The sequence below is a fragment of the Streptomyces sp. AK08-02 genome (genome assembly GCF_033795085.1).
Lineage (GTDB): Bacteria > Actinomycetota > Actinomycetes > Streptomycetales > Streptomycetaceae > Streptomyces > Streptomyces echiniscabiei.
Genome location: NZ_JARAZV010000004.1, coordinates 82,634 through 106,854 on the forward strand (window position 1 = coordinate 82,634; position 24,221 = coordinate 106,854).

The 24,221-nt window shown below is 70.6% G+C and carries 25 protein-coding genes; 15 read left to right on the forward strand and 10 right to left on the reverse strand.

The window, feature by feature from the left end; genetic code table 11:
• Positions 1-4 precede the first annotated feature (4 nt).
• From PV734_RS09230 to PV734_RS09240, 3 genes are all read left to right on the forward strand, one after another.
• Positions 5-268 (forward strand): hypothetical protein, encoded by a 264-nt coding sequence (locus PV734_RS09230; RefSeq protein ID WP_319091032.1) that lies wholly within the window; start codon positions 5-7, stop codon positions 266-268.
• Between the two features lie 64 nt (positions 269-332).
• The gene (locus PV734_RS09235; RefSeq protein WP_319091031.1) at positions 333-2,420 is read left to right on the forward strand and encodes a SpoIIE family protein phosphatase; all 2,088 of its coding nucleotides are present in this window, start codon (positions 333-335) and stop codon (positions 2,418-2,420) included.
• Positions 2,421-2,451: 31 nt separating this feature from the next.
• Positions 2,452-3,315 (forward strand): Fpg/Nei family DNA glycosylase, encoded by an 864-nt coding sequence (locus PV734_RS09240; protein WP_319091030.1) that lies wholly within the window; start codon positions 2,452-2,454, stop codon positions 3,313-3,315.
• A 32-nt stretch (positions 3,316-3,347) separates the two neighbouring features.
• Here the strand turns inward: PV734_RS09240 and PV734_RS09245 are convergent, their stop codons facing one another.
• The 4 genes from PV734_RS09245 to PV734_RS09260 all read right to left on the reverse strand — a co-directional run bounded on the left by PV734_RS09245 (position 3,348) and on the right by PV734_RS09260 (position 6,056).
• On the reverse strand, positions 3,348-4,001 hold the full coding sequence (locus tag PV734_RS09245) for a zf-HC2 domain-containing protein (protein WP_319091029.1): 654 nt from the start codon (positions 3,999-4,001) through the stop codon (positions 3,348-3,350).
• A gap of 139 nt (positions 4,002-4,140) precedes the next feature.
• Positions 4,141-4,656: a hypothetical protein gene (locus PV734_RS09250; protein WP_319091028.1), complete on the reverse strand. Its 516-nt coding sequence runs from the start codon at positions 4,654-4,656 to the stop codon at positions 4,141-4,143.
• 146 nt (positions 4,657-4,802) lie between these two features.
• Positions 4,803-5,351 (reverse strand): sigma-70 family RNA polymerase sigma factor, encoded by a 549-nt coding sequence (locus tag PV734_RS09255; RefSeq protein WP_319091027.1) that lies wholly within the window; start codon positions 5,349-5,351, stop codon positions 4,803-4,805.
• Positions 5,352-5,579: 228 nt separating this feature from the next.
• Positions 5,580-6,056, reverse strand: a complete 477-nt coding sequence (locus tag PV734_RS09260) for a universal stress protein (RefSeq protein WP_319289231.1) — start codon at positions 6,054-6,056, stop codon at positions 5,580-5,582.
• A gap of 143 nt (positions 6,057-6,199) precedes the next feature.
• On the opposite strand from PV734_RS09260, the gene PV734_RS09265 reads away from it, so the two are divergent.
• Entirely contained in the window at positions 6,200-7,045 is an 846-nt protein-coding gene (locus tag PV734_RS09265; RefSeq protein ID WP_319289232.1) for a polysaccharide deacetylase family protein, read from the forward strand.
• A 45-nt stretch (positions 7,046-7,090) separates the two neighbouring features.
• Here PV734_RS09265 and PV734_RS09270 read toward each other — a convergent pair whose 3' ends face one another.
• Positions 7,091-7,753, reverse strand: coding sequence for a class F sortase (locus PV734_RS09270; RefSeq protein WP_319091024.1), 663 nt, complete (start codon positions 7,751-7,753; stop codon positions 7,091-7,093).
• A 331-nt stretch (positions 7,754-8,084) separates the two neighbouring features.
• On the opposite strand from PV734_RS09270, the gene PV734_RS09275 reads away from it, so the two are divergent.
• Positions 8,085-8,570: a hypothetical protein gene (locus tag PV734_RS09275; RefSeq protein ID WP_319289233.1), complete on the forward strand. Its 486-nt coding sequence runs from the start codon at positions 8,085-8,087 to the stop codon at positions 8,568-8,570.
• Between the two features lie 74 nt (positions 8,571-8,644).
• On the opposite strand, the gene PV734_RS09280 is transcribed toward PV734_RS09275, so the two are convergent.
• The 3 genes from PV734_RS09280 to PV734_RS09290 all read right to left on the reverse strand — a co-directional run bounded on the left by PV734_RS09280 (position 8,645) and on the right by PV734_RS09290 (position 10,962).
• A complete protein-coding gene (locus tag PV734_RS09280) occupies positions 8,645-9,169 on the reverse strand; it encodes a hypothetical protein (RefSeq protein ID WP_319091022.1) in 525 nt (174 codons plus the stop codon).
• Positions 9,170-9,429: 260 nt separating this feature from the next.
• Complete coding sequence (locus PV734_RS09285; protein ID WP_319091021.1) at positions 9,430-10,194, reverse strand: hypothetical protein; 765 nt, start codon at positions 10,192-10,194, stop codon at positions 9,430-9,432.
• 18 nt (positions 10,195-10,212) lie between these two features.
• Positions 10,213-10,962: a hypothetical protein gene (locus PV734_RS09290; RefSeq protein ID WP_319289234.1), complete on the reverse strand. Its 750-nt coding sequence runs from the start codon at positions 10,960-10,962 to the stop codon at positions 10,213-10,215.
• A gap of 273 nt (positions 10,963-11,235) precedes the next feature.
• On the opposite strand from PV734_RS09290, the gene PV734_RS09295 reads away from it, so the two are divergent.
• From PV734_RS09295 to PV734_RS09305, 3 genes are all read left to right on the forward strand, one after another.
• Positions 11,236-12,231: an SCO0930 family lipoprotein gene (locus PV734_RS09295; RefSeq protein WP_319091019.1), complete on the forward strand. Its 996-nt coding sequence runs from the start codon at positions 11,236-11,238 to the stop codon at positions 12,229-12,231.
• Between the two features lie 368 nt (positions 12,232-12,599).
• Positions 12,600-13,412: an SAM-dependent methyltransferase gene (locus PV734_RS09300; RefSeq protein ID WP_319091018.1), complete on the forward strand. Its 813-nt coding sequence runs from the start codon at positions 12,600-12,602 to the stop codon at positions 13,410-13,412.
• On the forward strand, positions 13,409-15,553 hold the full coding sequence (locus PV734_RS09305; RefSeq protein WP_319091017.1) for a putative bifunctional diguanylate cyclase/phosphodiesterase: 2,145 nt from the start codon (positions 13,409-13,411) through the stop codon (positions 15,551-15,553). The genes PV734_RS09300 and PV734_RS09305 overlap by 4 nt, the downstream gene beginning before the upstream one ends.
• Positions 15,554-15,670: 117 nt before the next feature.
• On the opposite strand, the gene PV734_RS09310 is transcribed toward PV734_RS09305, so the two are convergent.
• The gene (locus PV734_RS09310; RefSeq protein ID WP_319091016.1) at positions 15,671-16,555 is read right to left on the reverse strand and encodes a LysR family transcriptional regulator; all 885 of its coding nucleotides are present in this window, start codon (positions 16,553-16,555) and stop codon (positions 15,671-15,673) included.
• A 130-nt stretch (positions 16,556-16,685) separates the two neighbouring features.
• On the opposite strand from PV734_RS09310, the gene PV734_RS09315 reads away from it, so the two are divergent.
• The 5 genes from PV734_RS09315 to PV734_RS09335 all read left to right on the forward strand — a co-directional run bounded on the left by PV734_RS09315 (position 16,686) and on the right by PV734_RS09335 (position 21,931).
• A complete protein-coding gene (locus PV734_RS09315; RefSeq protein WP_319289359.1) occupies positions 16,686-17,357 on the forward strand; it encodes a succinate dehydrogenase in 672 nt (223 codons plus the stop codon).
• Positions 17,358-17,359: 2 nt separating this feature from the next.
• Positions 17,360-19,309 carry a fumarate reductase/succinate dehydrogenase flavoprotein subunit gene (locus tag PV734_RS09320; RefSeq protein WP_319091015.1) on the forward strand — a complete coding sequence of 650 codons (1,950 nt, stop codon included), beginning with the start codon at positions 17,360-17,362 and terminating at the stop codon, positions 19,307-19,309.
• Positions 19,306-20,055, forward strand: coding sequence for a succinate dehydrogenase/fumarate reductase iron-sulfur subunit (locus PV734_RS09325; RefSeq protein ID WP_319091014.1), 750 nt, complete (start codon positions 19,306-19,308; stop codon positions 20,053-20,055). Before PV734_RS09320 ends, PV734_RS09325 begins: the two co-directional genes overlap by 4 nt.
• A 311-nt stretch (positions 20,056-20,366) precedes the next feature.
• Positions 20,367-21,140, forward strand: coding sequence for a GNAT family N-acetyltransferase (locus PV734_RS09330; RefSeq protein WP_319091013.1), 774 nt, complete (start codon positions 20,367-20,369; stop codon positions 21,138-21,140).
• Positions 21,140-21,931: a lysophospholipid acyltransferase family protein gene (locus tag PV734_RS09335; protein WP_319091012.1), complete on the forward strand. Its 792-nt coding sequence runs from the start codon at positions 21,140-21,142 to the stop codon at positions 21,929-21,931. The genes PV734_RS09330 and PV734_RS09335 overlap by 1 nt, the downstream gene beginning before the upstream one ends.
• 82 nt (positions 21,932-22,013) lie before the next feature.
• Here the strand turns inward: PV734_RS09335 and PV734_RS09340 are convergent, their stop codons facing one another.
• Positions 22,014-23,063 (reverse strand): LLM class flavin-dependent oxidoreductase, encoded by a 1,050-nt coding sequence (locus PV734_RS09340; protein WP_319091011.1) that lies wholly within the window; start codon positions 23,061-23,063, stop codon positions 22,014-22,016.
• Positions 23,064-23,160: 97 nt separating this feature from the next.
• On the opposite strand from PV734_RS09340, the gene PV734_RS09345 reads away from it, so the two are divergent.
• Both PV734_RS09345 and PV734_RS09350 read left to right on the forward strand, forming a co-directional pair.
• Positions 23,161-23,691, forward strand: a complete 531-nt coding sequence (locus PV734_RS09345; protein ID WP_319091010.1) for a DinB family protein — start codon at positions 23,161-23,163, stop codon at positions 23,689-23,691.
• Between the two features lie 43 nt (positions 23,692-23,734).
• Positions 23,735-24,220 carry a cation:proton antiporter regulatory subunit gene (locus PV734_RS09350; RefSeq protein ID WP_319091009.1) on the forward strand — a complete coding sequence of 162 codons (486 nt, stop codon included), beginning with the start codon at positions 23,735-23,737 and terminating at the stop codon, positions 24,218-24,220.
• The last annotated feature ends 1 nt before the right edge of the window (position 24,221 follow it).

Genomic DNA, 24,221 nt, shown 5'->3' on the forward strand with positions numbered 1-24,221 from the left:
AGGGATGCACCGAACCCTTGTCACGGCCTGTGCACTCTCCGCGGCTCTGCTCGCCGGCGGCTGGGACGGCGACCCGCCGGGAGCGGAGGTCCTGTCCCCGGACGACCTCGGTGTCGGTACGGCCCAGGACTCCTGCGACGACATCGGCCCCGACACCGTCCCGGAGATCCCCGACCTGCCCGACGGCGGCGGCCTGATTCCCGACGAGAACCCCACCGCGTACGGCTCCTATGTCCCCTACGACCCCTGCGAGGGCTTCGGCGAGTGAGAGTCGCCCAGCGAAAGACGTCGGACAAGTCGAAGAATCAGCCAAAAACTGGCAGGGTGGGCGCATGGCTGATCGGGGAGCGAGCGCCCTGTCACTCCCGGACGACTGGCCCGCCCACCCGGACCCCGTTCTGGCGCTCAATCGCATGGGGACGTTCGACTGGGACCTGGACGCAGGCCTGTTCCACATGGACGCCCTGGCACACGAGATCTTCGATCTGCGCCCCGACGAATACGACGGCCACCCCGAGAGCCTGGCCGTGCGGGTACCCCGGATGGAGGGCCTGAGACTCGACTCGGTCGTCGCCGAGGCCATGAAGGACGGCAGCGAGAACTACGGTGCCTACTTCCGCGTCCGCCGCCGTGACGGCACCCTGCGCTGGACGCACACCCAGGGCTACATCCGTCGTGACGGGACGGGCCGCCCGCGCCGGATCATCGGCCTTGTCCGCGACGCCACACAGGAGCTGCGGGACAGCCAGGCCCGTACCGAACAGGCCGCCCAGGACGAGGCCAGGCGCCGCCAGACCAACGTCGTGCAGGTCATCACGGCGGCCCTCGCGCACGCCCGCACCGTCGAGGACGTCATCGACGTCCTCACCGAATCCCACGGCGTCCCCCACCTCGGGGCGGCCAGCCTGGTCATGGGCCTGGTCGAGGCCGGCCGTATCCGGCTGGTCGCCGAGGGCCCGGCGGGCGCCTCCGTCCCCGGCACCCGGATCACCCGTATCGACGAGCCCTACCCGATGGGTGACGTCGTACGGACCCTCAGCCCGCGTTTCATCGAGTCGCCGGAGGAGTTCGCGGCCGGGTACCCGATCCTGTGGCCGCACCTCACCGACCTGAAGATCACCTCGGCCGCCTATCTGCCGCTCATCGCACAGGCCCGGCCGATCGGCGCGATGGGCCTGCTCTACAACGACCGGTACGGCTTCTCGGCGGAGGACCGGGCCGTGCTCGTCGCGCTCGGCACCAGCATCGCGCAGAGCCTGCAGCGGGCCATGCTCTACGAGCAGGAGAAGGACCTCGCGCAGAGTCTCCAGCAGGCCATGCTGCCGCGTTCCATCCCCACCGTGCCCGGCGCCGACATCGCCGTCCGCTACCGTGCCGCCTCCTCCGGCGGCCAGCTGGGCCGGGACATCGGCGGCGACTGGTACGACGTGATCCCGCTGCCGGGTGGCCGGGTCGGCGCGGTCATCGGGGACGTCCAGGGCCACGACACACACGCCGCGGCCGTCATGGGCCAGCTGCGGATCGTCCTGAAGGCCTACGCGACCGAGGGGCACCCGCCCGCCACGGTGATGGCCCGTGCCTCCGTCTTCCTGCACGAACTCGACACGGACCGCTTCGCGACCTGCCTGTACGCGGAGGCGGACCTGTCCACCGGCGTGGTCCAGGCGGTCCGGGCCGGTCACCTCGACCCGCTGGTGCGGCGCGCCGACGGCACCTGCCGACGCGTCCCGGTCGACGGCGGGCTCCCGCTCGGCCTCTCCGCCGAGTTCGGGCGCCTCGCCTACCCCGTGGCCACCCTCGAACTGGACCCCGGCGAGACCCTGGTGCTGTGCACCGACGGACTCATCGAGCAGCCCGGCGCAGATCTGGAGGACGGGCTGCGGACCCTCATGGCACTCATCACGGCGGGCCCGGACAGCGTCTGGAAGATGGCCGACTGCCTCATCGAGGTGGCCGACGAGCGAAGCGGCGACGACGACGTGGCCCTGCTTCTCCTGCGCCGCCAGGGTCTGGCCGCCGTACAGTCCGGCGGACGGCTCCAGCAGCACGTCGCACCCGCCGACCCCGACGCGCTGAGCCAGGCCAGGCACATGGTCGGGGCGGCGGTCCGGGCCTGGGGCGCCCAGGAGCGGGCCGACGAGGTCGAACTGGTGGCGGACGAACTGATCACCAACACCCTGATGCACACCGAGGGCGCGGCGGTCGTCACGCTGCGTGTGCTGAGCGGCGCGGAACGTCGTCTGCGGGTCGAGGTCGAGGACTCCTCCAGCGCGCTGCCGCGGCGCCGGGAGGCGGGGGAGTCCGGGGTCTCCGGGCGCGGCCTGCTCCTGGTCGACCTCCTCGGCGACGACTGGGGCGTCGAGGCGCGGGGCGGCGGCAAGGTCGTGTGGTGCGAGTTCGTGGTGCCGTCCACGAGCTGAGCGGTCCGGCCCGCGGTGGCACTCTGGACGTATGCCCGAACTTCCCGAGGTCGAAGCGCTCAGGGACTTCCTGACCGAACGGCTGGTGGGCCACGAGGTGGTCCGCGTGCTGCCCGTCGCGATCAGCGTCCTGAAGACCTACGACCCACCGGTCACCGCCTTCGAGGGCCGCGAGGTCACCGCCGTGCACCGGCACGGCAAGTTCCTCGACCTGACAGTGGACGGCGGCCCGCACTTCGTGACCCACCTGGCCCGCGCGGGCTGGCTGCACTGGCGCGACCGCCTCCCCGACGGCCCGCCGAAACCCGGGAAGGGCCCGCTCGCACTGCGTGTCGCCCTGGAGACGGGCGAGGGCTTCGACCTCACCGAGGCCGGCACCCAGAAGCGGCTGGCGGTGTACGTCGTACACGATCCGCAGGAGGTGCCCGGTGTGGCCCGCCTCGGTCCGGACCCGCTCGCCGACGACTTCGACGAGGCACGGCTCGCCGGTCTGCTGGCGGGGGAGCGGCGCCGGCTGAAGGGGGCGCTGCGTGACCAGAGCCTGATCGCGGGGGTGGGGAACGCCTACAGCGACGAGATCCTGCACGCCGCGCGGATGTCACCGTTCAAGCTGGCCTCCTCACTCACACCGGAGGAGAACCGGCGGCTGTACGAGGCACTTCGCACGACGCTCACCGAGGCGGTCGAGCGCTCCAGGGGCCTCGCGGCCGGACGCCTGAAGGCGGAGAAGAAGAGTGGCCTGCGGGTGCACGGCCGGACCGGCGAGCCCTGCCCGGTGTGCGGGGACACCGTCCGCGAGGTCTCCTTCAGCGACTCCTCGCTCCAGTACTGCCCCACCTGCCAGACCGGCGGCAAACCGCTGGCCGACCGCCGTATGTCCCGCCTGCTCAAGTAGCTCACGCTCACCGGACGGGCGGGCGGCCCGGCTCAGGGGGCGTCGAGAGTCACCAGACGCAGGCCGTCGTTGGCGCGCAGCTCGTACCTGTCGATCTGGTCGGGGTGGAGGGTCGAGGCGCCCATCATCGTGCTCTCCCGGGCGTCGTGCTTGGGCACGTTCCAGTTGGTCAGCGTCTCTTCCGTGCCGTCGTCCGCGATGGCGACGAGGTGGCAGGCGCGGGGGCCGGCGCCGTCCTTGACCTTCAGTTCGATCTGGCTGCCCCAGACCGTGTTCTCGCTGGTGACCTGTGCCCAGACGCCCGAACGTTCGTCGGTCGCGGCGACCTGCTGCGTCCGGTCCGCGTCGCCGCTCGCCATGATCGCGATACCGGGGCCGGCCACGGCGAGGACCACCGCCGCGGCGACCGCGTACAGCCAGCGCCGACGTCCGGCGCGCCGCCGGCTCGCCACTTCGCCGAGCAGCCGGTCCAGCAGGCTGGGACCGGGTTGGGCCATGGGGTGCACGGAGCGCGGCGTGGCCCGACGGTACAGCAGCAACTGCCGTGTGGCGGGACCGAATTCAGTCACATGGGCCGCGCACTGGGGGCACTCCATGAGGTGGTCCTCGAAGCGGAAGGCGTCCGCCTCGTCGAGCACGCCGAGCGCGTATGCGCCGACGTCGCGATGCCGTTCCAGGGACCTCATGCAGAATCCTCGTGCCGATGGTACGGGTGGGGTGTTGTTGCTACCACCGGTACGCACCGGACTACGGAATCACTCAAGCCCCATACCGAATCGAGACCAAAGATGTTCGGAGCGGAGGGGGCCGCGGATTGGTCGGATTCTAAAAAAGATGGATCGCCAGATGCCCGAGAGGCAGTCCCAGCCGCCAGGCGGGGGTCCATACCTTCGGTCCGTCGTCCTCACCGAGCACGGGCCCGCCACCCGGTACGGCGTCCAGATCCGGGGCGAGCAGCTCGGTCTCCTCCAGCCAGCGCCAGGCGGCGGCGGCCAGATCCAAGTCCGGGGCCGGTGCTCTCGAGTCGAGTGCGTCGGCCGCCAACCTGGAAATACGTGTCCGGACCCAGTCCTGCCAGGGCTGGTCGTACGCCGTGAGCGAAAGCCACTTCTCCAGCTGAGTGATGACCCTGATTCCCGAGAGCTCACCGCTGGTGTCGGACAGGAAGATGGTGAGGGCGAGCGCGTCTCTGCCCGCACGGAACTCGAAGGACGTGGGCGGCATCAGGTCGCCCGTCCGCAACAGCTCGTCGGCGATGTACTCGGCGTACAACCAGGCCATGGGGACGGTGAGTTCGCCCCCGCCGGTGCCGTCCGTGCTCTCTTGACCTCTGTGCAGCATCCCTTCCTGCCTTCCTCCGGTGCGTGCGCGTCGCCCGACCCGGGCTCCGGGACCGTCACCCGGTCCGGACACCGATGAAGACAGCTGATTGCTCAACCATGGTCCTCAGCAAGGCACTTTGCCGAGGCTTGACCTGACCGTCGGTTTCACCGCAGGTCGGCCGCATAACCCGGTAGGACCCGGCGCAGGGCGCGCAGCGCGTAGTACGCGCGAGACTTCACCGTACCGGGCGGGATTCCGAGTGCCTTCGCGGCCTCCGCCACACTCGCCCCTTGGAAATACACCAGCACCAGGACTTCACGATGCTCGGGAGTGAGAGTCTTCACAGCCTCCCGCACGTCCAGCGTCGCCGCCGACCGTTCCGCGTGATCGGCGCACACCCGCGCGCTCTCCAGGATCGCGTCCCCGACCTCGGCGGGCCGCGCCTGCCGGGCCCGCCGCGCGTCGATGGCGAGCCGTCGCCCGACGGTCAGCAGCCACGGCCGTACGGACTCGAAGGCGTCGGCGCGCAGCGCCTCGGGGTGCTGCCAGGCCCGTACGAGGGTCTCCTGCACCAGATCCTCGGCGCGCTGCCGGTCGCCGTCGCACAGGCGCAGCAGCAGGGCGAAGAGCGGTCGGCCGTGCTCGCGCTGCAGCGCGGCCAGCTCGTGCTCGGCGGTCGTCGTCCCGTGGGTGATGGTGGTTCCGGCCGTCATGGCCGTATGGCATCGCAAGGCCCCGATTCGGGACAGACCGCGGACCGGAGTGTGCGGCGGACGGTCGGACCCGTCGACGAACGGTGCGACGAACGGTCTGAACGGCGGGTTCCTCATCCGACGGGCCGCCTCGCCGCTCAACGACGCGGTCCCGGGCCGGGGTTGGGCCAGGATGGTATCCAGGACGGTCCGACGACACCGAGGCGGGCCCGGACGTCGTCGTCGGGGCTACGGCACGACCGTGACCGGCCAGCGGCCCGCCTTCACCAGCCGGACCGCGACCGAACCGATGATCCGGTGGCCCGCCTGCTCGGACGCGCCGACGACCACCGCGTCCGCCTTGAGATCGTCGGCGGCCTTCACCAGGCCCGTGTACGGGTCCCCGCGAAAGGTGTGGAACTCCCAACGGATGTCGAATATCCCCTTGACCTGCTCGGTCGACTCCCGGATCTGCGCGATGAGATCCTCCGCGATGCTGTCCGTCGTCTCCGCCACGGGCGCCCCGAACGCGGCGCCCGCCGCCATCACCGGCTGGACGTACACCAGGGCGAGCAGCGCGTGCTGGCGCCGGGCCAGCCCCGCGGCGTAGGCGGCGGCCCGGAACGACGGGTCGGAGCCGTCGACGCCGACCACGATGACCTTCGGGCCGTCCGTGCCCCGCTCGAACTGGTGCCCGTCCTGGGGTGAGTGCTGCTGTTCCGTCACGCTGCGAGGTTATCGGGAGCCGGGCGCGGACCGGACGCGTGGGGAGGGGGTGACCGGGGCCTACTGGTCCCAACGGGTGTTTTCCTGCCGCCGCACCGGTGTCGATGCGGGGCGCCGGGACCGGCGCGGGCGACTGATGAGTCATGACGAAGGATCAGTTGCTCACACGGCGCCGGGCGTTGATGATCGGCGGAGCCGCCGCCGTGGGAGCGGCCGGTACGGCCGCGCTGCTCACCACCGGCCAGGACACGACCCCGGCCGCCCGGCCCGCCGCCCCCGCCGCGGGCCCCCCGGCCCACCAGGCGCTCAAGCCCTCCGCGTACCGCCTCGAACCCCTCACCGGCTACGGCCCGCCGCGCGCCGTCGCCCACGGACGCACCCTGGTCCGCCACGAGCCGCTGCTGCGCGTGTCGGGACGTGGCCGCACCATGGTGCTGACCTTCGACGACGGCCCTGACCCCCGCTACACCCCGGACATCCTCCGCACTCTGCGCGAGCACGACGTCCGCGCGATGTTCTTCGTGTGCGGGGAGATGGCGGTCGACAACAAGGACCTGCTCGCCGAGATGACCGACGACGGGCACGTCGTCGGCAACCACACCTGGTCCCACCCGCTGCTGACGCGCCTCACCCGCTCCGAGATCCGTTCCCAGATGGAACGCACGAGCGAGGTCATCGAGGACGCCTGCGGCGAGGCGCCCGCCTGGTTCCGCGCCCCCTACGGCGCCTGGAACCGGGCCGCCTTCCAACTCGGCGCCGAACTCGGCATGGACCCGCTCGCCTGGACCGTCGACACCCTCGACTGGATGGCCCCGGGGGCCCGCACCATCGTCGACCGGGTCGAGCGCGGCGCCGCCCCGGGTGTCGTGGTGCTCTCGCACGACGCGGGCGGCAACCGCTCACAGAGTGTCCAGGCGCTGCGCGACTATCTGCCGGACCTGCTCGATTCCGGGTACCACATCACCGTACCGACACGGCACTACACATAACCGGGTCACCGCCCACGGGCTTTCGCCCGCCCGGCCCAGGAACGCTCAGCGAACCTCGACCAGGCGGGCGAACACCACGACGTTCCCGGCGTAGCCGTTCTGCTTGGAGAAACCGCCCCCGCAGGTGATGACCCGCAGTTCGGGGGTGTTCTTGCTGCCGTAGACACGGTCGCCGGGGAAGTTGTTCTTCTCGAAGACCTCGATGCCGTAGATCTCGAAAACGGCCACCTTTCCGTCCTGGCGCTGGACCTCGACGCGATGTCCCTTCTTGAGGGCCCCGAGTCCGTAGAAGACGGCGGGGCCCTGTTTGTTGTCGACGTGGCCGACGATCACGGCGGTGCCCTTCTCACCCGGTGACACCGCGCCGGTGAACCAGCCGGCCAGATTGGGGTCCTCCGGCGGCGGGGCCTCCACCCACCCGGCCGCGTCCAGACCCACCGGCAGGAGGGGGGCGTCGACCTGGATGGCCGGGATCCGCACCCGGTCGACCAGGGAGTAGGGCAGTGCGGCCGGGACAGCGGAGAAGGTGCCGCCCGGGAGGTGGCTGTCCGCTGCCGCCGCCGACGCGGGCTGCGGCGGACCGACGTCGAACTCTCCGGAACCGTTTCGAATGAGCGCGAGGCCGGTCAGCAGAACAAGCGCTATCACGCCCCAAGGAGCGCGCCTCTTCTGCTGCTGCTCCACTTCCGCCAGCTCGGACGCAGACATTCGTCATCCCCTCTCGACCCGGCCGTCGCCCGGTCAATCGCGCATACGAGAAAGCTAAGTGCCCGGCGGGAAACCGGCGACGGGGCAGCGGCGAACGGGTGGTGGGCCTGCCATCGGTGAGCCATCCGAGTCGGCGGCGAAAGTATTTTTCTGACGGTCCGTGACCTGCGGCAATATCTGATTGTCCGGTCTTCCGTCGGCGTGTCCTCTCACCAGGACGGACCATTCCCGAAATGCGGCTGCGCGCACGGCATCTGAGGGTTCGTCTGGGAGGCGTTTTCTCGCCGATCGACCGGGGACGGGTCCCGGGGCGCCTTCCGCGGAGGTTCACATGCGTACAACTCGTGCCCTGGTGGTGGCTGCCGCCACGGCTGCCGCGGTGGGGCTCGCCGCCCCGGCGGCCTCGGCCTGGGACCAGCCGTCCAGCGTCACGGCCGCGCCGAGCGTCATCGCGCCGGGCGGTCAGCTGGTGCTCACGGTCAACGGTTCGGCCTGTACTCGTGGCGGCAGCATCAGCTCAAACGTCTTTTCGAGCGCCTCGCTCTCCCCCCGGGGGACCAACGCGGCGACGGCGACGGTGACCGTCAACTCGAACGCCGCCCCGGGCTCCTACGGCGTCATCACTCGCTGTGAGAACCAGAACAGGAGCTTCACCAGCGTGTTCACGGTCATCGGCGGTGTCCAGGGCGGTCTCGGTGGCAGCAGCTCCGCCGGGGCCACGCCGGCCGACATGGCGATCGGAGGCGGGCTGGTGGCCGCCGCGCTCGTCGGTGGCGGGGTGTTCTGGATGCGCCGCCGGTCCGAGACCCGGATCTGACGCTCGCCCTTCTCAGCCCTTCGCCCCGGAACCCGTCAGGGTCCGGGGCGAAGGGCTGTGCCCGTACCGCGTGGTCAGGTCTTGTCGTCGCCCGTGCGGCGGCGCGAGAAGTGGTACGCCACCGTCAGCGCCCCCGCGATGAGCGCGGCGCCGAGGCCGATCTCCTTGAGGTCGAAGCCGGCGACGCTGCCGCCCTCACCCGCGTGCACACCCCGCTGCACCGGCAGGGGGTACTGCGTCGGCTCGCTGGGGTGCCCGATCGCGATGGTGAGGTCGGTGTGGCCGCTCTCGCCGCCACAGTTGAACGTCACCCGGTAAGCGGCCCCCGGCTTGGCGTCCCAGTCGACCTTCGCCCGCGCCGACGAGTGCCCCTTGGGGATGGTGACCGGATCGAAGACTCCGGAGGACACCCGGGTGTCGTCGTTGCAGCCGTCCACGCGAAGGGTGACCTGTCCGCCCGCCGCGATGGTCGAGGGCACGACACTGAAGCCGAACGACGTGACGTCGTTGCTCGTGACGGTGGCCTGGGCGGCGGGTGCGACGAAGGCGAGGGCGGTGACGCCCAGCAGTGCGGCCGAGGCGACGCGTATCGCGTGCATATGGGTCCTCCGGGTCCCCGAGGAGCAGCTGCGGACGTCTTCCGCTCGCGCCGTACCGGTCGCGCCAGAATGCACCTCGATGACCGAAACGCTAGGAACGCGTGTGCGTATGCGCGATCGGTGTCGTGCGAATGGGGCACGGATGTGGGCCGCTCAGGGGACCTCGTTGAGCGAAGCGGGGGACACGCGCGCGTGGCGCGTGTCCCCCGGAGTGCGTGCGGTGAGGAACCGTCAGTCCATCGGTGCCGGTACTCGGACTGTCAGCGGCCCGCGCCCGGGAAGAGCGCCAGGAACGGATCCGCCGTGGCCGTGATGCCGCGACTGTAGGGCGCGTCGAAGTCCCAGATCAGGAAGAGCAGGAAGGCGATCAGGGTGGAGAAGAGCCCGGCCAGGATCAGTTCGCGGGGTGTGCGGCGGATCTGGAGGGCGAAGATCATGCCGACCGTGATCACGGCGCCCGCGATCAGGCCGAACCAGACGACGCCGGGCATGGTCGGCCCGGTCGAGTCGGCACGGGCCGCGCGTGCCTGGTCCGCGGTGGTCACCTGGTCGAGGAGCGGCTGGTAGGCCTGGGCCTGGAAGTCCGTCGTCGGCTCGTAGTCGGTGACGTCGACGCGGACGCGCTGCAGCAGCTGGTCGCCGCGCTTGGTGACCTGGCCGTTGTCCGCCATCTCCTGCCACTCGGTCTTGACGACGTGTCCGACATAGGCGTTGACGTCGTCCCGAATACGGTCACGGACGTCGGGCGGGTAGACGCGGACCCGCTCGGAGATCTCGTGCAGTGCGTGCGCCTCCGTCGAGACGTGGTCCTGGGCGACACCGCGCGCCTCCCAGACACCGGCGATGGCCAGACCCAGCACGATGGCGTACACCACGCCGATCCACATCGTCATGTACTCGATCACGTCCGGGGTGTCGGACGGATCCTCGTCCTCCGGGGCCCTGCGGTCCCGTACGAAGGTGATGAGGATGACGACCGCGCACGCGGCCGCGATCGCGAGGGCGAGAACAAGCCATTCCGACAAGGGGATGCCTCCAAGGGGTCAGCGCGGACGCAGCGCGGCGACGGCGATCACGGCTGGCAGGGTGATGAGCAGGGTGAACGAGACCAGCGAGGGGCCGCCGCGGACGGTCCGTTTGTGGGCGGACACGCGGTACGGGGGATACGACACGGCGGTCGGTGACGCGGTCGGGCTCGGGCTCGGCTCCGGAGTGCGCGTCGGTGTGCGCGCGGGTGCGGGTGCCGGAGCGGGGGGCGGCGGCGGACTCGGGGTCGGCCGGGGGGCGGGGGCGGGCGGCGCGGCCGGTGGCTTCGGCTCTGGCGCCGGCGTCGGCTTCCGCGGGGGAGTGGGCTTCGGAGTCGGTGTGGGTGTGGGTGTGGGCCTCGGTTTCGGGGGTGGCGGAGGTTCCGGCGTGGGCGTGGGCGTGGGCGTCGGTGGGGGAGTCGGCGTCGGAGTCGGTGTGGGGCAGGGCGGTGTCGGTGTCGGGGTCGGGCACCAGGAGCCGGTGCCGACGGCGACCGCCGTACCGTTCCCTGAGACGGCCGCTGCACCATTGCCCGCGCTGACCGACCAGCCGTCTCCGGTGGCGACCGGGACACCGGTGCCGACCGTGACCGTGGCACCGTTCCCGGTGAGCGTCACCGAGGTGTCGCTGCCGGCGTCGGTGGAGACGGAGACGCATGTCGTCGCCTCGGCCGTCCCGACGGGCATGCCGACGAGCAGCCAGGTCAGGCCCAGCAGCGCCAATACCCGTATGGCGGGGGCGAATCGGGTCCGTGTGGGTCCATACACGACGAAGATCATGTGTGCTGGGCGCTCCCGCGTGCGCGGGAGCGCGAGGAGATTGCCCCGAACGAGTGACATATGTCGTGCCGCGGTTTGGATCACCCGTTCTAGGCGCGGCCGGTGATCGTCCTCGTGTGCGAGCTGTGACAGGTGTGGCCACAGCTTTCGGAAAGAATTTTGTGCCGTGGTTGAACGGAGTGACCATCGCCGCCCGTACCTAGGACCGTGCGGCGGCCCAGCAGGGCGTCGCAACACCCTAACGATTACGGGGAGTACGTAATGAAGACCTCCTGGCGGAGCGCCTCACTCGTAGCGTCAGCTGCGGCCGTGCTGGTGCTGACGACGGCGTGCGGTCAGGACAAGGGCACGGACACGAGCAGCCAGAACGTCGGCGCCGCGGCACCGGCCGCCGGTGGCTACGGCTCCGTGGCCGGTACCGGCACCGCCGGAACAGGTACGGGTACGGACACGGGCACCGACACCGGTACGGACACCGGCGCGGGGGCCAACGGAGAGCAGGCCGCCGCGGGCAACTCGGCGTCGGCCGGCCAGTTGAACGTGGTCGCCAGCGCTGAGGTCGGCAAGGTGCTGGCCAGCAGCAGTGGCCGTACGCTCTACCGCTTCGACGCGGACACGGCCGAACCGCCGAAGTCCAACTGTGACGGCGACTGCGCCACCGCCTGGCCGCCGGTTCCCGCGGACGACGTCTCGGCCGGAGCCGGTGTCGATGCCGCGCTCCTGGGCGAGGTGACCCGTTCCGACGGCACCAAGCAGCTCACCGTCGGCGGCTGGGCCGCCTACTACTACGCCAAGGACACCTCGCCCGGCGACATCAAGGGCCAGGGTGTGGGCGGCAAGTGGTACGGCCTCGCTCCCGACGGCAAGAAGGCGACGCTCGCCGCGCTGCCCGGCCTGTCCACCCGCAACGACCCCAAGCTCGGCACGATCGTCGTCGACAAGAACGGCATGACGGTCTACCGCTTCCTGAAGGACAAGGCGTGGCCGAAGCCGGTCTCCGCCTGTGTCGGTGCCTGCCTGGACAAGTGGCCGGTCGTCTCGCCGGTCGCCTTCAAGTCCACCAAGGGCATCCCGGAGAAGGGCTACATGAACTTCACCCGGCCCGACAACGGTGCCCAGCAGCAGACCCTCAACTGCTCGCCCATCTACACCTTCATCAACGACAAGGAGCCCGGCGACACCAACGGGCAGGGCGTCGGCGGCACCTGGTACGCGGTGGCACCCGACGGCAAGCTGGTCGGAGCGCCCAACCAGTAACAGGGCGAACGGACTTCTCCGGGCCTGTGCCCTTCGTCTCGCGCACTCCGCGCGGGACGAAGGGCACAGGCCTCTTCGGCATGTCCGCAACTCGCCGGTAAGCAAGGCGATTCGTCGGCGAATCGTCCCCGACTCGCCGTATTTCGGGGGGAGTCGGCAGCAACACTTCGTGACCCTTGAGAACTCTTTGGAATGCTCCGGATACATTTCGTGGAGAGTTCGCGGTACGTGAATTCGGCACGTGCCGCGGGCAGTGACCGGGAACGGATGGTCAATTTCCGTTTCCGCTCGCTCCTTTGGCAGGCGATCAGTAACCTCAGCTCGAACACTGGTCCGCCAACGCCTGCCAACTCCTGGGAGAGAGACAGATGGAGCGTCCCGCCTGGGCCCCCCGGGGCATCGACATCTCGGTGCCGAGCGTTTCCCGGATCTACGACTTCTACCTGGGCGGATCACACAACTTCGAGGTCGACCGGGAAGCCGCCCGCCGGGCCATGGAGTTCATGCCGGGACTTCCGAAGATCATGCAGGCGAACCGCGCGTTCATGCGCCGGGCCGTCCGCTACGCGGCCGCCGAGGGCATCACCCAGTTCCTCGACATCGGCTCGGGCATTCCCACCTTCGGCAGCGTCCACGAAGTGGCCCGGGAGGTGAACCCCGAGGCGCGGGTGATGTACGTCGACCACGACCCGGTCGCCGTCGCCCACAGCCGGGCGGTACTGGACGGAGACGAGCACGCGGACGTCCTCGCCGCCGATCTGCGCAAGCCCCGGGAGATCCTGGACAGCCCCCAGGTGCAGGGTCTGATCGACCGGAACCGGCCAGTGGCCCTGCTTCTCGTTGCCATACTGCACTTCGTGGAAGACATGGACGACCCGTACGCGGCGGTCGCCGAGCTGCGCGACGCGCTCGCGCCCGGCAGTCTGCTCGTCCTGACGCATGCCTCGTACGAGGGAATCCCGTTGCCGCCGGAGCGGGCCGAGAGCGCGGTCGACGTGTACAAGGGCATTCGCAATCCGCTGGTCATGCGTTCGCGCGATGCGATCGCGCGGTTCTTCGAGGGGTACGACATGGTGGAACCGGGACTGGTACCGATGCCGCGCTGGCGGCCGGAGACGGCACCGGAGGACGAGGACGCGTACTCCTTCTCCGGATTCGCCGGCGTGGGGCGCAAGGCGTGACCGCCGAGCCGGACGGCCCTCAGGACAGACTCCGCAGGTTCGCGACCATCTGGAGCCGGTCGGTCTACCAGGTGACCTCCACGTCACTCACGCGGGTGGAGTTCGAGGAGCAACTCCTGCCGCTCGCCGGGCGGTTGAGCGAGGCGCTGCGGGCCAGGACGTTCGACGCCGAGGAGGGCCGGGCGGTCGGCGCCGCGCTGGTCGCCGCGCACTGCACCGACCCCGAGACGCTCAGCCGCTCGCTCGACTGCGTGGACGCCTACCTGGTGCTCTACTGCGGTGAGGACGGCCCGCAGGAGGACCTGCGCGCCCGTTCGTCGAGGCTCCAGCACGCCATGGCCGCCGGCTACGCCGTCGCCCTGCGCGACCGGACCCTGGCCGAGCAGGAGGCCATCGCCTGGGCCGCGCAGAGTGCGCGCAGCGCGGTCGCCGAGGCGCTGCACGACAGCGAGGCCCGTTTCCGTGCCGTATTCGAGGGCGCGGCCATAGGCATCGGCATCGCCGACCTGGACGGCAACATCCTGCAGATCAACGGCGCGCTGCAACGTATGTTCGGCGGCTCGGAGCAGACCGTACGGGGCCGCAGGGTCCCGGAGTGGACCCACCCGGACGACGCCCCGCAGGTCTGGCGACTCTACGAGGAACTCGTCCGCGGCGAACGCGAGCACTACCACGTCGAGAAGGCGTTCTACCGCCCCGACGGAACGGTCCTGTGGACCAACCTCACGGTCTCCCTCCTGCGCGACGCCGACGGCCGTCCGCAGTACCAGCTGGCTCTGATGGAGGACACCACCGAGCGTCGGCTCCTCAATCTCAGGCTGCGGTACGAGGCCACGCACGACGCGCTCACCGGGCTGCCCAACCGCACCCTGTTCTTCGAACGCCTGGAGAAGGCGGTCTCGGCGGGCGAGGGCCAGCGCTTCGGCCTGTGCTACCTCGACCTCGACGGCTTCAAGACCATCAACGACAGCCTCGGTCACGCGGCCGGCGACCGACTGCTCGTCGAGGTCGCCGACCGGCTGCAGTCCTGTGCGACCGCGCCGGGCGAGATGGTGGCCCGGCTGGGCGGCGACGAGTTCGTGGCGCTGACCACCGGCCCGGACACCGAACGCGAGGTCGACGAACTCGCCTCCCGCATCATGAACGCGATGATCGCGCCGGTCAGCGTCGACGGCCGGGAGCTGACCGTGCGCGGCAGCATCGGCATCGTCGAGGGGCCGGCGGGGGAGCGCGGCCCGGCCGAGGTACTTCGCAGCGCCGACATCACCATGTACCGGGCCAAGTCGGCGGGCGGCAACCGCTTCGAACTGGCCGACCCCGAGGCCGACTTGAGGGCGATCACCCGCCACGGGCTCACCACCGCGCTGCCGGCCGCCCTGGACCGAGGCGAGTTCTTCATCGAGTACCAGCCGCTCGTCCACCTCGGCGACGGCAGCGTGCGAGGCGCCGAGGCCCTGGTGCGCTGGCTGCATCCGCAGCACGGCGTTCTCGGCCCGGACAAGTTCATCCCGCTCGCCGAACACACCGGCCTGATCGTCCCGCTCGGCCGCTGGGTCCTGGAGCAGTCGGTGCGTCAGGCCCGCGACTGGCAGGAGAAGTACGGGGGACACCCGGCCGGTGGACCACTGCGCATCAACGTCAACCTGTCCCCGTGCCAGCTCACCCACCCCGGGCTGGTGCAGGACACCGTCGACATCCTGGAACGCGCGGGTCTGGAACCCGAGGCGCTGTGCCTGGAGGTGACGGAGTCGGCGTTGATCGGCGCCGACGACGACCTCCTCAAACCCCTGCGCCGCCTCGCCGAGATGGGCGTCGACATCGCCTTGGACGACTTCGGCACCGGCTACTCCAACCTGGCGAACCTGCGCCGCCTGCCCGTGAGCATCCTCAAGCTCGACCGCTCCTTCACCCAGGGGATGCAGCAGTTCCCGGCGGACCCCGTCGACCTCAAGATCGTCGAGGGGATCGTCTCCCTCGCCCACAGCCTGAACCTCACCGTCACGGTCGAGGGAGTGGAGACGGGCGCCCAGGCGGAGCAGCTGCGCATACTGGGCTGCGACACGGCCCAGGGCTGGTACTACGCCCGCCCGGGCCCGCCCGAGCGGCTGCACGACCTGGCACTGGTGGACGCCACAGGATGAGCGCCCCACAGGGGCGCGGGGCTGTGACATTTGCGGCTCCGCCGCGGGGCGCGACCAGCCACAGCCCACATGAGCTGTGGCAACAGACCTCAGCGCCCCTCACCAGCGCGGCGCACGTCAACGTTCCAACAACATCCGCTGCAACTCCCGAGCCGCCCGAGGCGGAGCCACATCACTCCGGTGCGCCAGGGCGATCGCCCGGAACAACCCCGGCCGAGCCAACGGAGTGACCCGTAGCCCGCGCCCCGACCGGCCGGCCACCATGCGCGGCACGACGGCCACGCCCAGCCCCGCCCGCACGAACCCCAGCACCGCGTCCATCTCCCCGCCCTCCACCGCGAACTCCGGCTCGAACCCGGCGGAGCGACACGCCGCCACGGTCAGCTCACGCAGGTCGTAGCCGTGCCGGAACATCACCAGGCGCTCGCCCTCCAGGTCGGCGACACGGACGGTCCGCCGCCCCCGGCCGGGTGCGGGCGCATCCGGCGACGACACCACCACCAGGTCCTCGCGCAGGAGCTCCACCGTGGTCAGCGCCGGGGACGGTGTCGGCAGCGGGAGGACGACCAGGGCCAGGTCCAGCGCGCCGCGCGCCAGCTCCCGTACGAGATCGTGCGAGCCGCCCTCCTCGATCAGCAGCCGGATGCCGGGATAGCGGTCGTGGAAGGCGCGCAGCACGTCCGGCAGCAGACCCGTGCACAGGCTCGGCGTCGCTCCCAGCCGGATCCGGCCCGACCGCAGCTGCACCAGTTCCTGCACCTCGTGCCGGGCCGTGTCCGCGTCGGCCAGGATGCGCCGGGCCAGTGGGAGGAGCGCCTCGCCGGCGTCCGTGAGGGTGATGTTGCCGCGCGCCCGCAGGAACAGCTCGGCCCCCAACTCCCTTTCCAGCGACTTGATCTGCTGGGACAGCGACGGCTGCGCGACATGGACGAGATCCGCGGCGCGGGTGAAGTGCCGGGTCTCGGCGACCGCCACGAAGTACTGGAGCTGCTGGAACTGCATACGCCCAGGATACGACCCGCATAGGCTGTGGCTATCGAAACGAGCTGTTCCATGTCTTGGACCGATCGGGGCCGTGCGGCCTAGCGTCTGACCCATGGCTCTGGCAACGCGGACGGACCGACGGCCGTCCATGGCACGCAGCGTGTGGGACAGCTCCGTCGGCAAGAAGACCGTGATGGCCGTGAGCGGCCTGATCATGCTGCTGTATCTCGTCGTCCACATGATCGGCAACCTGAAGATCTTCTTCGGGCCCGGCGAGTTCAACCACTACGCACACTGGCTGCGCACGGTCGGCGAGCCCTTCATGCACTACGAGTGGACGCTCTGGCTCGTGCGCGTCGCGCTCGTCGTGGCGGTCGTCGCCCACGCCACCTCCGCCTACCAGCTCAGCCGCCGCGAACTGAGGGCCCGGCCCAGCAAGTACGTGCACAGGAAAGCGCGGGCGAGCTACGCGACACGCACCATGCGCTGGGGCGGGATCATCCTCGGCCTGTTCATCGTCTGGCACGTCCTCGACCTGACCACCGGCACCGTCCACTCCGGTGGCTTCCAGCCGGGCCACCCCTACCAGAACGTCGTCGACACCTTCTCCACCTGGTACGGCGACGTCATCTACATCGTGGCGATGCTCGCCCTCGGCCTGCACATCCGGCACGGCTTCTGGAGCGCCGCCCAGACCCTCGGCGTCGGCAGCCGCAGCCGCGACCGCGCCCTCAAAACCGTCGCCAACGTTCTCGCACTGCTGCTCACAGCCGGCTTCCTCGCCGTACCCGTGGGCGTCATGACCGGAGTGGTGAGCTGAACATGACTTCCTACGTGGACTACGCGACCGGTGAACCCGTCGTCGAAACCAAGGCCCCGACCGGGCCGGTCAACGACCGCTGGGACACCCGCCGTTTCGAGGCCAAGCTGGTCAACCCGGCCAACCGCCGCAAGCACACCGTGATCGTGGTCGGTACCGGTCTCGCGGGTGGTTCCGCGGGCGCCACGCTCGCCGAACAGGGCTACCACGTCGTCCAGTTCTGCTACCAGGACTCCCCGCGCCGTGCCCACTCCATCGCCGCGCAGGGCGGCATCAACGCGGCCAAGAACTACCGCAATGACGGCGACTCCATCCACCGGCTCTTCTACGACACCGTCAAGGGCGGCGACTTCAGGGCGCGGGAGTCCAACGTCCACCGCCTGGCGCAGATCTCGGTCGAGATCATCGACCAGTGCGTGGCGCAGGGCGTGCCGTTCGCCCGGGAGTACGGCGGCCTGCTCGACACCCGGTCGTTCGGCGGTGTGCAGGTGTCCCGGACCTTCTACGCCCGCGGCCAGACGGGTCAGCAGCTGCTGCTGGGCGCCTATCAGGCGCTGAGCCGGCAGATCGCCGCCGGGAACATCGAGATGCACCCGCGCACCGAGATGCTCGACCTGATCGTCATCGACGGGAAGGCCCGCGGGATTGTCGCCCGTGACCTGATCACCGGGAAGATCGACACCTACTTCGCCGACGCCGTCGTCCTCGCGAGCGGCGGTTACGGCAACGTCTTCTATCTGTCGACGAACGCCATGAACTCCAACGCCACCGCCGTCTGGCGGGCCCACCGGCGCGGCGCCCACTTCGCCAACCCCTGCTTCACCCAGATCCATCCGACCTGTATCCCGCGCACCGGCGACCACCAGTCCAAGCTCACCCTGATGAGCGAGTCGCTGCGCAACGACGGCCGGATCTGGGTGCCGAAGGCCAAGGGTGACCGGCGGCCGGCGAACGAGATCCCCGAGGACGAACGCGACTACTACCTGGAGCGGATCTACCCCTCCTTCGGCAACCTGGTACCGCGTGACATCGCCTCCCGTGCCGCCAAGAACGTGTGCGACGAGGGACGGGGTGTCGGACCCGGCGGCCAGGGCGTCTACCTCGACTTCGCCGACGCCGTCCGGCGGATGGGGCGCGGAGCGGTCGAGGAGAAGTACGGCAACCTCTTCGACATGTACGCGCGGATCACCGCGGAGGACCCCTACACGGTCCCCATGCGGATCTACCCCGCCGTGCACTACACGATGGGCGGACTCTGGGTCGACTACGACCTCCAGACCACCGTCCCCGGCCTGTTCGCGATCGGCGAGGCCAACTTCTCCGACCACGGCGCGAACCGGCTCGGCGCCTCCGCACTGATGCAGGGACTCGCGGACGGCTACTTCGTCCTCCCGGCCACCATCAACGACTATCTGGCCCGCAACCCCGGCCAGGACCTCGTCGACGCCGAACACCCCGTCGTACAGGAGGTGCTGGCCGAGACGGAGGACCGACTGAACCTCCTCCTGGCCGTCGACGGAGACCGGACCCCCGACTCCTTCCACCGTGAACTCGGCGAGCTGATGTGGGAGTTCTGCGGAATGGCCCGCAGCGAGAGCGGGCTGCGCAAGGCCCTGGGCCGAATCCCGCAGATCCGCGAGGAGTTCTGGCGGCGCATCAAGGTCCCGGGTACCGGCACGGAGTTCAACCAGTCGCTGGAGAAGGCCAACCGCGTCGTCGACTACCTGGAACTCGCCGAGCTGATGTGCCTCGACGCCCTGCACCGCGCCGAGTCCTGCGGCGGCCACTTCCGCGAGGAGTCCCAGACCCCGGACGGCGAGGCGGCCCGCGACGACGACAGGTTCGCCTACGCGGCGGCCTGGGAGTTCACGAGTGCGGGCGCCGCTCCCGTCCTCCACAAGGAAGACCTCGTCTTTGAGTACGTCCACCCCACCCAGCGGAGCTACGCATGAAGCTCACCCTGCGCGTCTGGCGCCAGCGCGCCGCCGACGCCGACGGCGCCATGTCCACGTACGAGGTGGACGGCATCTCCCCCGACATGTCCTTCCTGGAGATGCTCGACACGCTCAACGAGGAACTCATCCTCAAGGGCGACGACCCGGTCGCCTTCGACCACGACTGCCGCGAGGGCATCTGCGGCGCCTGCTCCCTCGTCATCAACGGCGACGCGCACGGACCCGAGCGCACCACCACCTGCCAGCTCCACATGCGGTCCTTCGCGGACGGCGACACCATCGACGTCGAACCGTGGCGCGCCGCCGCCTTCCCGGTGGTGAAGGATCTCGTCGTGGACCGGTCCGCCTTCGACCGGATCATCCAGGCCGGCGGCTACGTCACCGCCCCGACCGGCGCCGCCCCCGAGGCCCACGCCACCCCCGTACCGAAACCGGACGCCGACTTCGCCTTCGAACACGCCGAGTGCATCGGCTGCGGAGCCTGCGTGGCCGCCTGCCCGAACGGCGCGGCCATGCTCTTCACCTCCGCCAAGGTCAACCACCTGAACGTGCTGCCGCAGGGGGCGCCCGAGCGGGAGACCCGGGTCCTCGACATGGTCGCCCAGATGGACGAGGAGGGCTTCGGCGGCTGCACCCTCGCCGGGGAGTGCGCCACCGCCTGCCCGAAGGGCATCCCCCTCTTCTCCATCACCGGGATGAACAAGGAGTGGCTGCGAGCCGCTCGGAGAGAGGCGAAGCGATAGGGCCGTTGTCGGGTGCGCGTCCCGTCGTGGCTGGTCGCGCCCACCCGGCGGAGCCGTAAATGTCTCAGCCCCGCGCCCCTGTCAGGGCGCTCCAGTGACCGTTCGCCGACAAGGGTGCGGACGGGTGGGACCGGCAGTGGTGCTCATTGCCGGTCCCGCCAGGCACCCCTGGCATTCAGCAAGCCCACACCCGCTCTCCCTTCGAGAGTCACGCGCAGGACAGCCGAGGTCGGAAGAACTGATACGGCCGGACGTAACGGGACCGGCCAGCTCACCCCTCGCCGTCCCCGGCCCGTGACCAGGAGAGAGCCATGACCGGCGTTTCCACCATCGAACGTCCCCCGCTCCCCGCCACACCCACCCGCTACACCGTCACCCTCGCCCGCGACGAGGACGACGTGCGAGCCGCACAGCGGCTGCGCCACGACGTCTTCGCCGGTGAGCTCGGCGCCCTGCTGTCCTCCCCGCAGCCCGGCCTCGACATCGACCCCTTCGACGCCTACTGCGACCACCTGCTCGTCCGCGACACCCTCACCGGCCAGGTCGTCGGCACCTACCGGCTGCTGCCCCCGGAACGGGCGGCGGTCGCCGGACGCCTGTACTCCGAGGGCGAGTTCGACCTCTCACCGCTCGACGCGATCCGCCCCGGGCTCGTCGAGGTCGGCCGCTCCTGCGTCCACCCGGACCACCGCGACGGCGCGGTCATCGGCCTCATCTGGGCCGGAATCGCCCGCTACATGGTCGACCGGGGCCACGACTGGCTGGCGGGCTGCTGCTCCATCCCGCTCTCCGACGGCGGCACCGTCGCCGCCGGCACCTGGGACCGCGTCCAGGCCAGGAACCTGGCTCCGGAGGAGTTCCGGGTGCGGCCGCTGCTGCCCTGGTCCGCCGACGGCGTGGCCCGTCCCGCAGGCCGCACCGAACTTCCTCCGCTGCTGCGCGGCTACGTCCGCCTGGGCGCCTGGGTGTGCGGGGAGCCCGCCCACGACCCGGACTTCGGGGTCGCCGACCTGTACGTCCTGCTGTCGATGCGCCGGATCAACCAGCGCTATCTGCGGCACTTCCTCTCCCTCGTCCCGGCCTGATGAGCGTCTGGCTGCCCAGCGCGCCCTGCACCCCGAGGACGTGCGTGGAGACGGAGGGTTCCACGACGGCCACACCCCTGGCCGTCCTGCGACTGGTGACCGTCCTGGTCGTCCTCCTCGCGGGGATCGTGCTGTGCCCGCTCGGCAGGCTGATCCCCGCCGGGTGGGTACGGCGCTGGGCCCGCGCCATCGTGCGGGCCGCGGGCGTCCGGCTCCGGGTGACCGGCCCCACCGCGCCCACCGGGGGCGTGCTGCTGGTCGCCAACCACATCTCATGGCTGGACATCCCGCTGCTGGCCGCCGTACGGCCGGCCAGGATGCTCGCCAAGGCCGAGATCAGGCAGTGGCCGGTGGCGGGCGCGCTGACCGCCGCCGGCGGAGCGCTGTTCATCGAGCGCGACCGGCTGCGGGCGCTGCCGCAGACCGTCATGAGGATCGCCGACGCGCTGCGCGAGGGCACGGCGGTCGTCGCCTTCCCCGAGGGCAGCACCTGGTGCGGGAAGGCTCAGGGGCACTTCCGGCGGGCGGTGTTCCAGGCCGCCCTGGACGCGGGGGTGCCAGTTCAGCCGGTGCATCTGCATTATCGGCTCGCCGGGGGAGCGGCGAGTACGGCGCCGGCCTTTGTCGGGGAGGACTCGTTGTTGACTTCGGTGTGGCGGGTGGTGTCGGCGCGGGGGCTGGTGGCGGAGGTGGAGGTTCGGGACGCCATAGCGCCGGGAAGCCACCCGGACCGGCGATCCCTTGCGAGGGCGGCGCAGCCGACGCGGGTCGGGTTGCATCTGCCGATGTGAAGTGGGTGGGTGCGGGTGCGCTGTGGCTGGTCGCGCAGTTCCCCGCGCCCCTGAAAGAAGGGCGGCTGTGCCGCCTCTTCTTTCAGGCCCGGAACAGGTTGGCCAGCCTGCGGTAGGAGTCCAGCAGGGCGTCCCTGTCGTACGTGCTGGTCGTGACCAGGACCTCCTGGGCCGCCGTCTCCTTCAGTACCCTCTCCAACTCGCGGGCCACCTCGTCCGGCGTTCCTGCGATCTGGCCCGCGAGTCCGGACTCGTAGAAGCCGCGCTCCTTCGTCGTCATCGTGCGGGACTCGGCCTCGTCCGCGGGCGGCAGGGGCGGGAACGTGCCGTGTGTGCGGGAGTACGCCATCGACCAGGCCTCGGGGATCAGGAGCCGTCGGGCCTCCTCCTGCGTGGCGGCCACCGCTACCGTCCCCGAGATCACCACGTACGGCTCGCTCGCCCAGGGTGAGGGGCGGAAAGCGGCGCGGTACGTGTCGATGCCGCGCAGCATCCGCTCACGGGAACGCAGGTCGCCGATGACCATGGGCAGGCCCGCCCGGGCGGCGATCGTGGCGCCCTCGCCCATCGCGAGCACGAAGGGCGGGACGGCGAGGCCCTCGGCGGGGCGGGCGCGCACCCCCGTCGGTGAGGTGCCGCCGAACCAGGCGAGCAGCTCGTCGAGCTGTGCCGAGAAGTCCTCGGCCACCTCCTTGTCACGGCCCAGCGCCCGGCGCACCCCGTCGGTGAAGCCCACCGAGCGGCCGAGCCCCATGTCGATCCGGCCCGGGAACAGGGACTCCAGGACCCCGAACTGCTCGGCCACGACCAGGGGTTGGTGATTGGGCAGCATGACGCCGCCGGTGCCGACCCGGATCGTACGGGTCGCCGCCGCCACGGCCGCCGCCAGCACAGTGGGCGCGGAACCGGCGACCCCGGGCACACCGTGGTGCTCGGAGACCCAGAACCGGTGGAAGCCGAGCCGTTCCACCTCCCGGGCCATCGCGACCGTGTCCCGAAGGGCCTCGGCGTCCGGGTGCCCTTCCCGGGTGCGGGACCGGTCGAGCACGGAGAACCGGGTCGCGGACAGCACCGACCCCGACTCCGGCCCCGGGCGTTGTGATCGCACCGGTTGATCTGCTGGGTTCGGCATGGCTGCTCCGGACGTCCTCGGCTGTGTACGTGTCAGCGATCTTCCGGACGCCCGTATTCCTCGCGGCTCCCCGGGCACCTGTGGAAGGGTGCGGAACATGTCGACTACACCGGACGGCCGTCCCATACCTCCCGCGAACGCCGACGAACGCGCCATGCTGAGCGCCTGGCTGGACTTCCACCGCGCCACGCTCGCCCTCAAGTGCGAGGGCCTCGACGACCGGCAGTCGCGCCTGGCCTCGGCGGCGCCCTCGGAGATGACACTGCTCGGGCTCGTCCAGCACCTGGCCGAGGTCGAACGGAACTGGTTCCAGCGGGTGTTCGCGGGCCAGGACGTGCCCGCCGTCTACGAGGAGGGCAAGGGCGACGGTTTCACCCTCGTCCCCGGGCGCGGGCTCGACGAGGCGCTGACCGTCTGGCGGGCGGAGGTCGCGCGCGGCCGGCAGTTGGTCGCCGCCGCGCACTCACTGGACGAGACCGGGCAGCTGTCGGAGGCGGAGGCGGCCCTGGCCGGTGCCCAGGGGCTCTCGCTGCGCTGGATCATGGTGCACATGATCGAGGAGTACGCCCGCCACAACGGCCACGCCGACCTTCTGCGCGAACTCGTCGACGGGGCCACCGGGGCCTGAGCCCCACAGAGGTCAACACCACCGATCAGCAAGGGGATTCAACGTGTCAGCGCCACGCCTTCGGGCGACTCCACTGCCGGGCATCGGGGTCCGGTACGACCTCGTCACGCGTGAGCAACGTCATCTGTCGGTGGTCGCCCACCGCGACGGCGGCCGTACCGTGAGCCTTTACCGGGACGACGATCCGGACTCGTGCGCCCAGTCGCTGCGGCTGACCGCGCCCGAGGCCGCCTCCCTGATCGACGCGCTGAGCCCCTCGCACCACAGTTCCAGTCTGCTGTCCACCACGCCGCTGGGGCTGGTGGCGGAACGGGTGGAGGTGGCCGGTGGCTCGCGCTGGAACGGGCGGGTGCTCGGGGAGACGCGGATGCGGACGGAGACCGGGGCGTCCGTCGTCGCCGTACTGCGGCGCGCCGAGGCGATCCCCTCGCCGACGCCCGACTTCCGGCTGGCAGGCGGGGACGTCATCATCGTGATCGGTACCCGCGAGGGCGTCGACGCCGCCGCGGCGATACTCGGACGGGAGTGAC

What these genes read in the sequence shown, in the direction of transcription:
- PV734_RS09325 (WP_319091014.1), top strand. Translation starts at nt 19,306, where the DNA reads ATGAAGCTCACCCTGCGCGTCTGGCGCCAGCGCGCCGCCGACGCCGAC.
- PV734_RS09295 (WP_319091019.1), top strand. Translation starts at nt 11,236, where the DNA reads ATGAAGACCTCCTGGCGGAGCGCCTCACTCGTAGCGTCAGCTGCGGCC.
- PV734_RS09310 (WP_319091016.1), bottom strand. Translation starts at nt 16,555, where the DNA reads ATGCAGTTCCAGCAGCTCCAGTACTTCGTGGCGGTCGCCGAGACCCGG.
- PV734_RS09335 (WP_319091012.1), top strand. Translation starts at nt 21,140, where the DNA reads ATGAGCGTCTGGCTGCCCAGCGCGCCCTGCACCCCGAGGACGTGCGTG.
- PV734_RS09280 (WP_319091022.1), bottom strand. Translation starts at nt 9,169, where the DNA reads ATGCACGCGATACGCGTCGCCTCGGCCGCACTGCTGGGCGTCACCGCC.
- PV734_RS09245 (WP_319091029.1), bottom strand. Translation starts at nt 4,001, where the DNA reads ATGAGGTCCCTGGAACGGCATCGCGACGTCGGCGCATACGCGCTCGGC.
- PV734_RS09270 (WP_319091024.1), bottom strand. Translation starts at nt 7,753, where the DNA reads ATGTCTGCGTCCGAGCTGGCGGAAGTGGAGCAGCAGCAGAAGAGGCGC.
- PV734_RS09265 (WP_319289232.1), top strand. Translation starts at nt 6,200, where the DNA reads ATGACGAAGGATCAGTTGCTCACACGGCGCCGGGCGTTGATGATCGGC.
- PV734_RS09255 (WP_319091027.1), bottom strand. Translation starts at nt 5,351, where the DNA reads ATGACGGCCGGAACCACCATCACCCACGGGACGACGACCGCCGAGCAC.
- PV734_RS09330 (WP_319091013.1), top strand. Translation starts at nt 20,367, where the DNA reads ATGACCGGCGTTTCCACCATCGAACGTCCCCCGCTCCCCGCCACACCC.
- PV734_RS09315 (WP_319289359.1), top strand. Translation starts at nt 16,686, where the DNA reads ATGGCACGCAGCGTGTGGGACAGCTCCGTCGGCAAGAAGACCGTGATG.
- PV734_RS09275 (WP_319289233.1), top strand. Translation starts at nt 8,085, where the DNA reads ATGCGTACAACTCGTGCCCTGGTGGTGGCTGCCGCCACGGCTGCCGCG.
- PV734_RS09240 (WP_319091030.1), top strand. Translation starts at nt 2,452, where the DNA reads ATGCCCGAACTTCCCGAGGTCGAAGCGCTCAGGGACTTCCTGACCGAA.
- PV734_RS09300 (WP_319091018.1), top strand. Translation starts at nt 12,600, where the DNA reads ATGGAGCGTCCCGCCTGGGCCCCCCGGGGCATCGACATCTCGGTGCCG.
- PV734_RS09345 (WP_319091010.1), top strand. Translation starts at nt 23,161, where the DNA reads ATGTCGACTACACCGGACGGCCGTCCCATACCTCCCGCGAACGCCGAC.
- PV734_RS09250 (WP_319091028.1), bottom strand. Translation starts at nt 4,656, where the DNA reads ATGCTGCACAGAGGTCAAGAGAGCACGGACGGCACCGGCGGGGGCGAA.
- PV734_RS09230 (WP_319091032.1), top strand. Translation starts at nt 5, where the DNA reads ATGCACCGAACCCTTGTCACGGCCTGTGCACTCTCCGCGGCTCTGCTC.
- PV734_RS09340 (WP_319091011.1), bottom strand. Translation starts at nt 23,063, where the DNA reads ATGCCGAACCCAGCAGATCAACCGGTGCGATCACAACGCCCGGGGCCG.
- PV734_RS09320 (WP_319091015.1), top strand. Translation starts at nt 17,360, where the DNA reads ATGACTTCCTACGTGGACTACGCGACCGGTGAACCCGTCGTCGAAACC.
- PV734_RS09235 (WP_319091031.1), top strand. Translation starts at nt 333, where the DNA reads ATGGCTGATCGGGGAGCGAGCGCCCTGTCACTCCCGGACGACTGGCCC.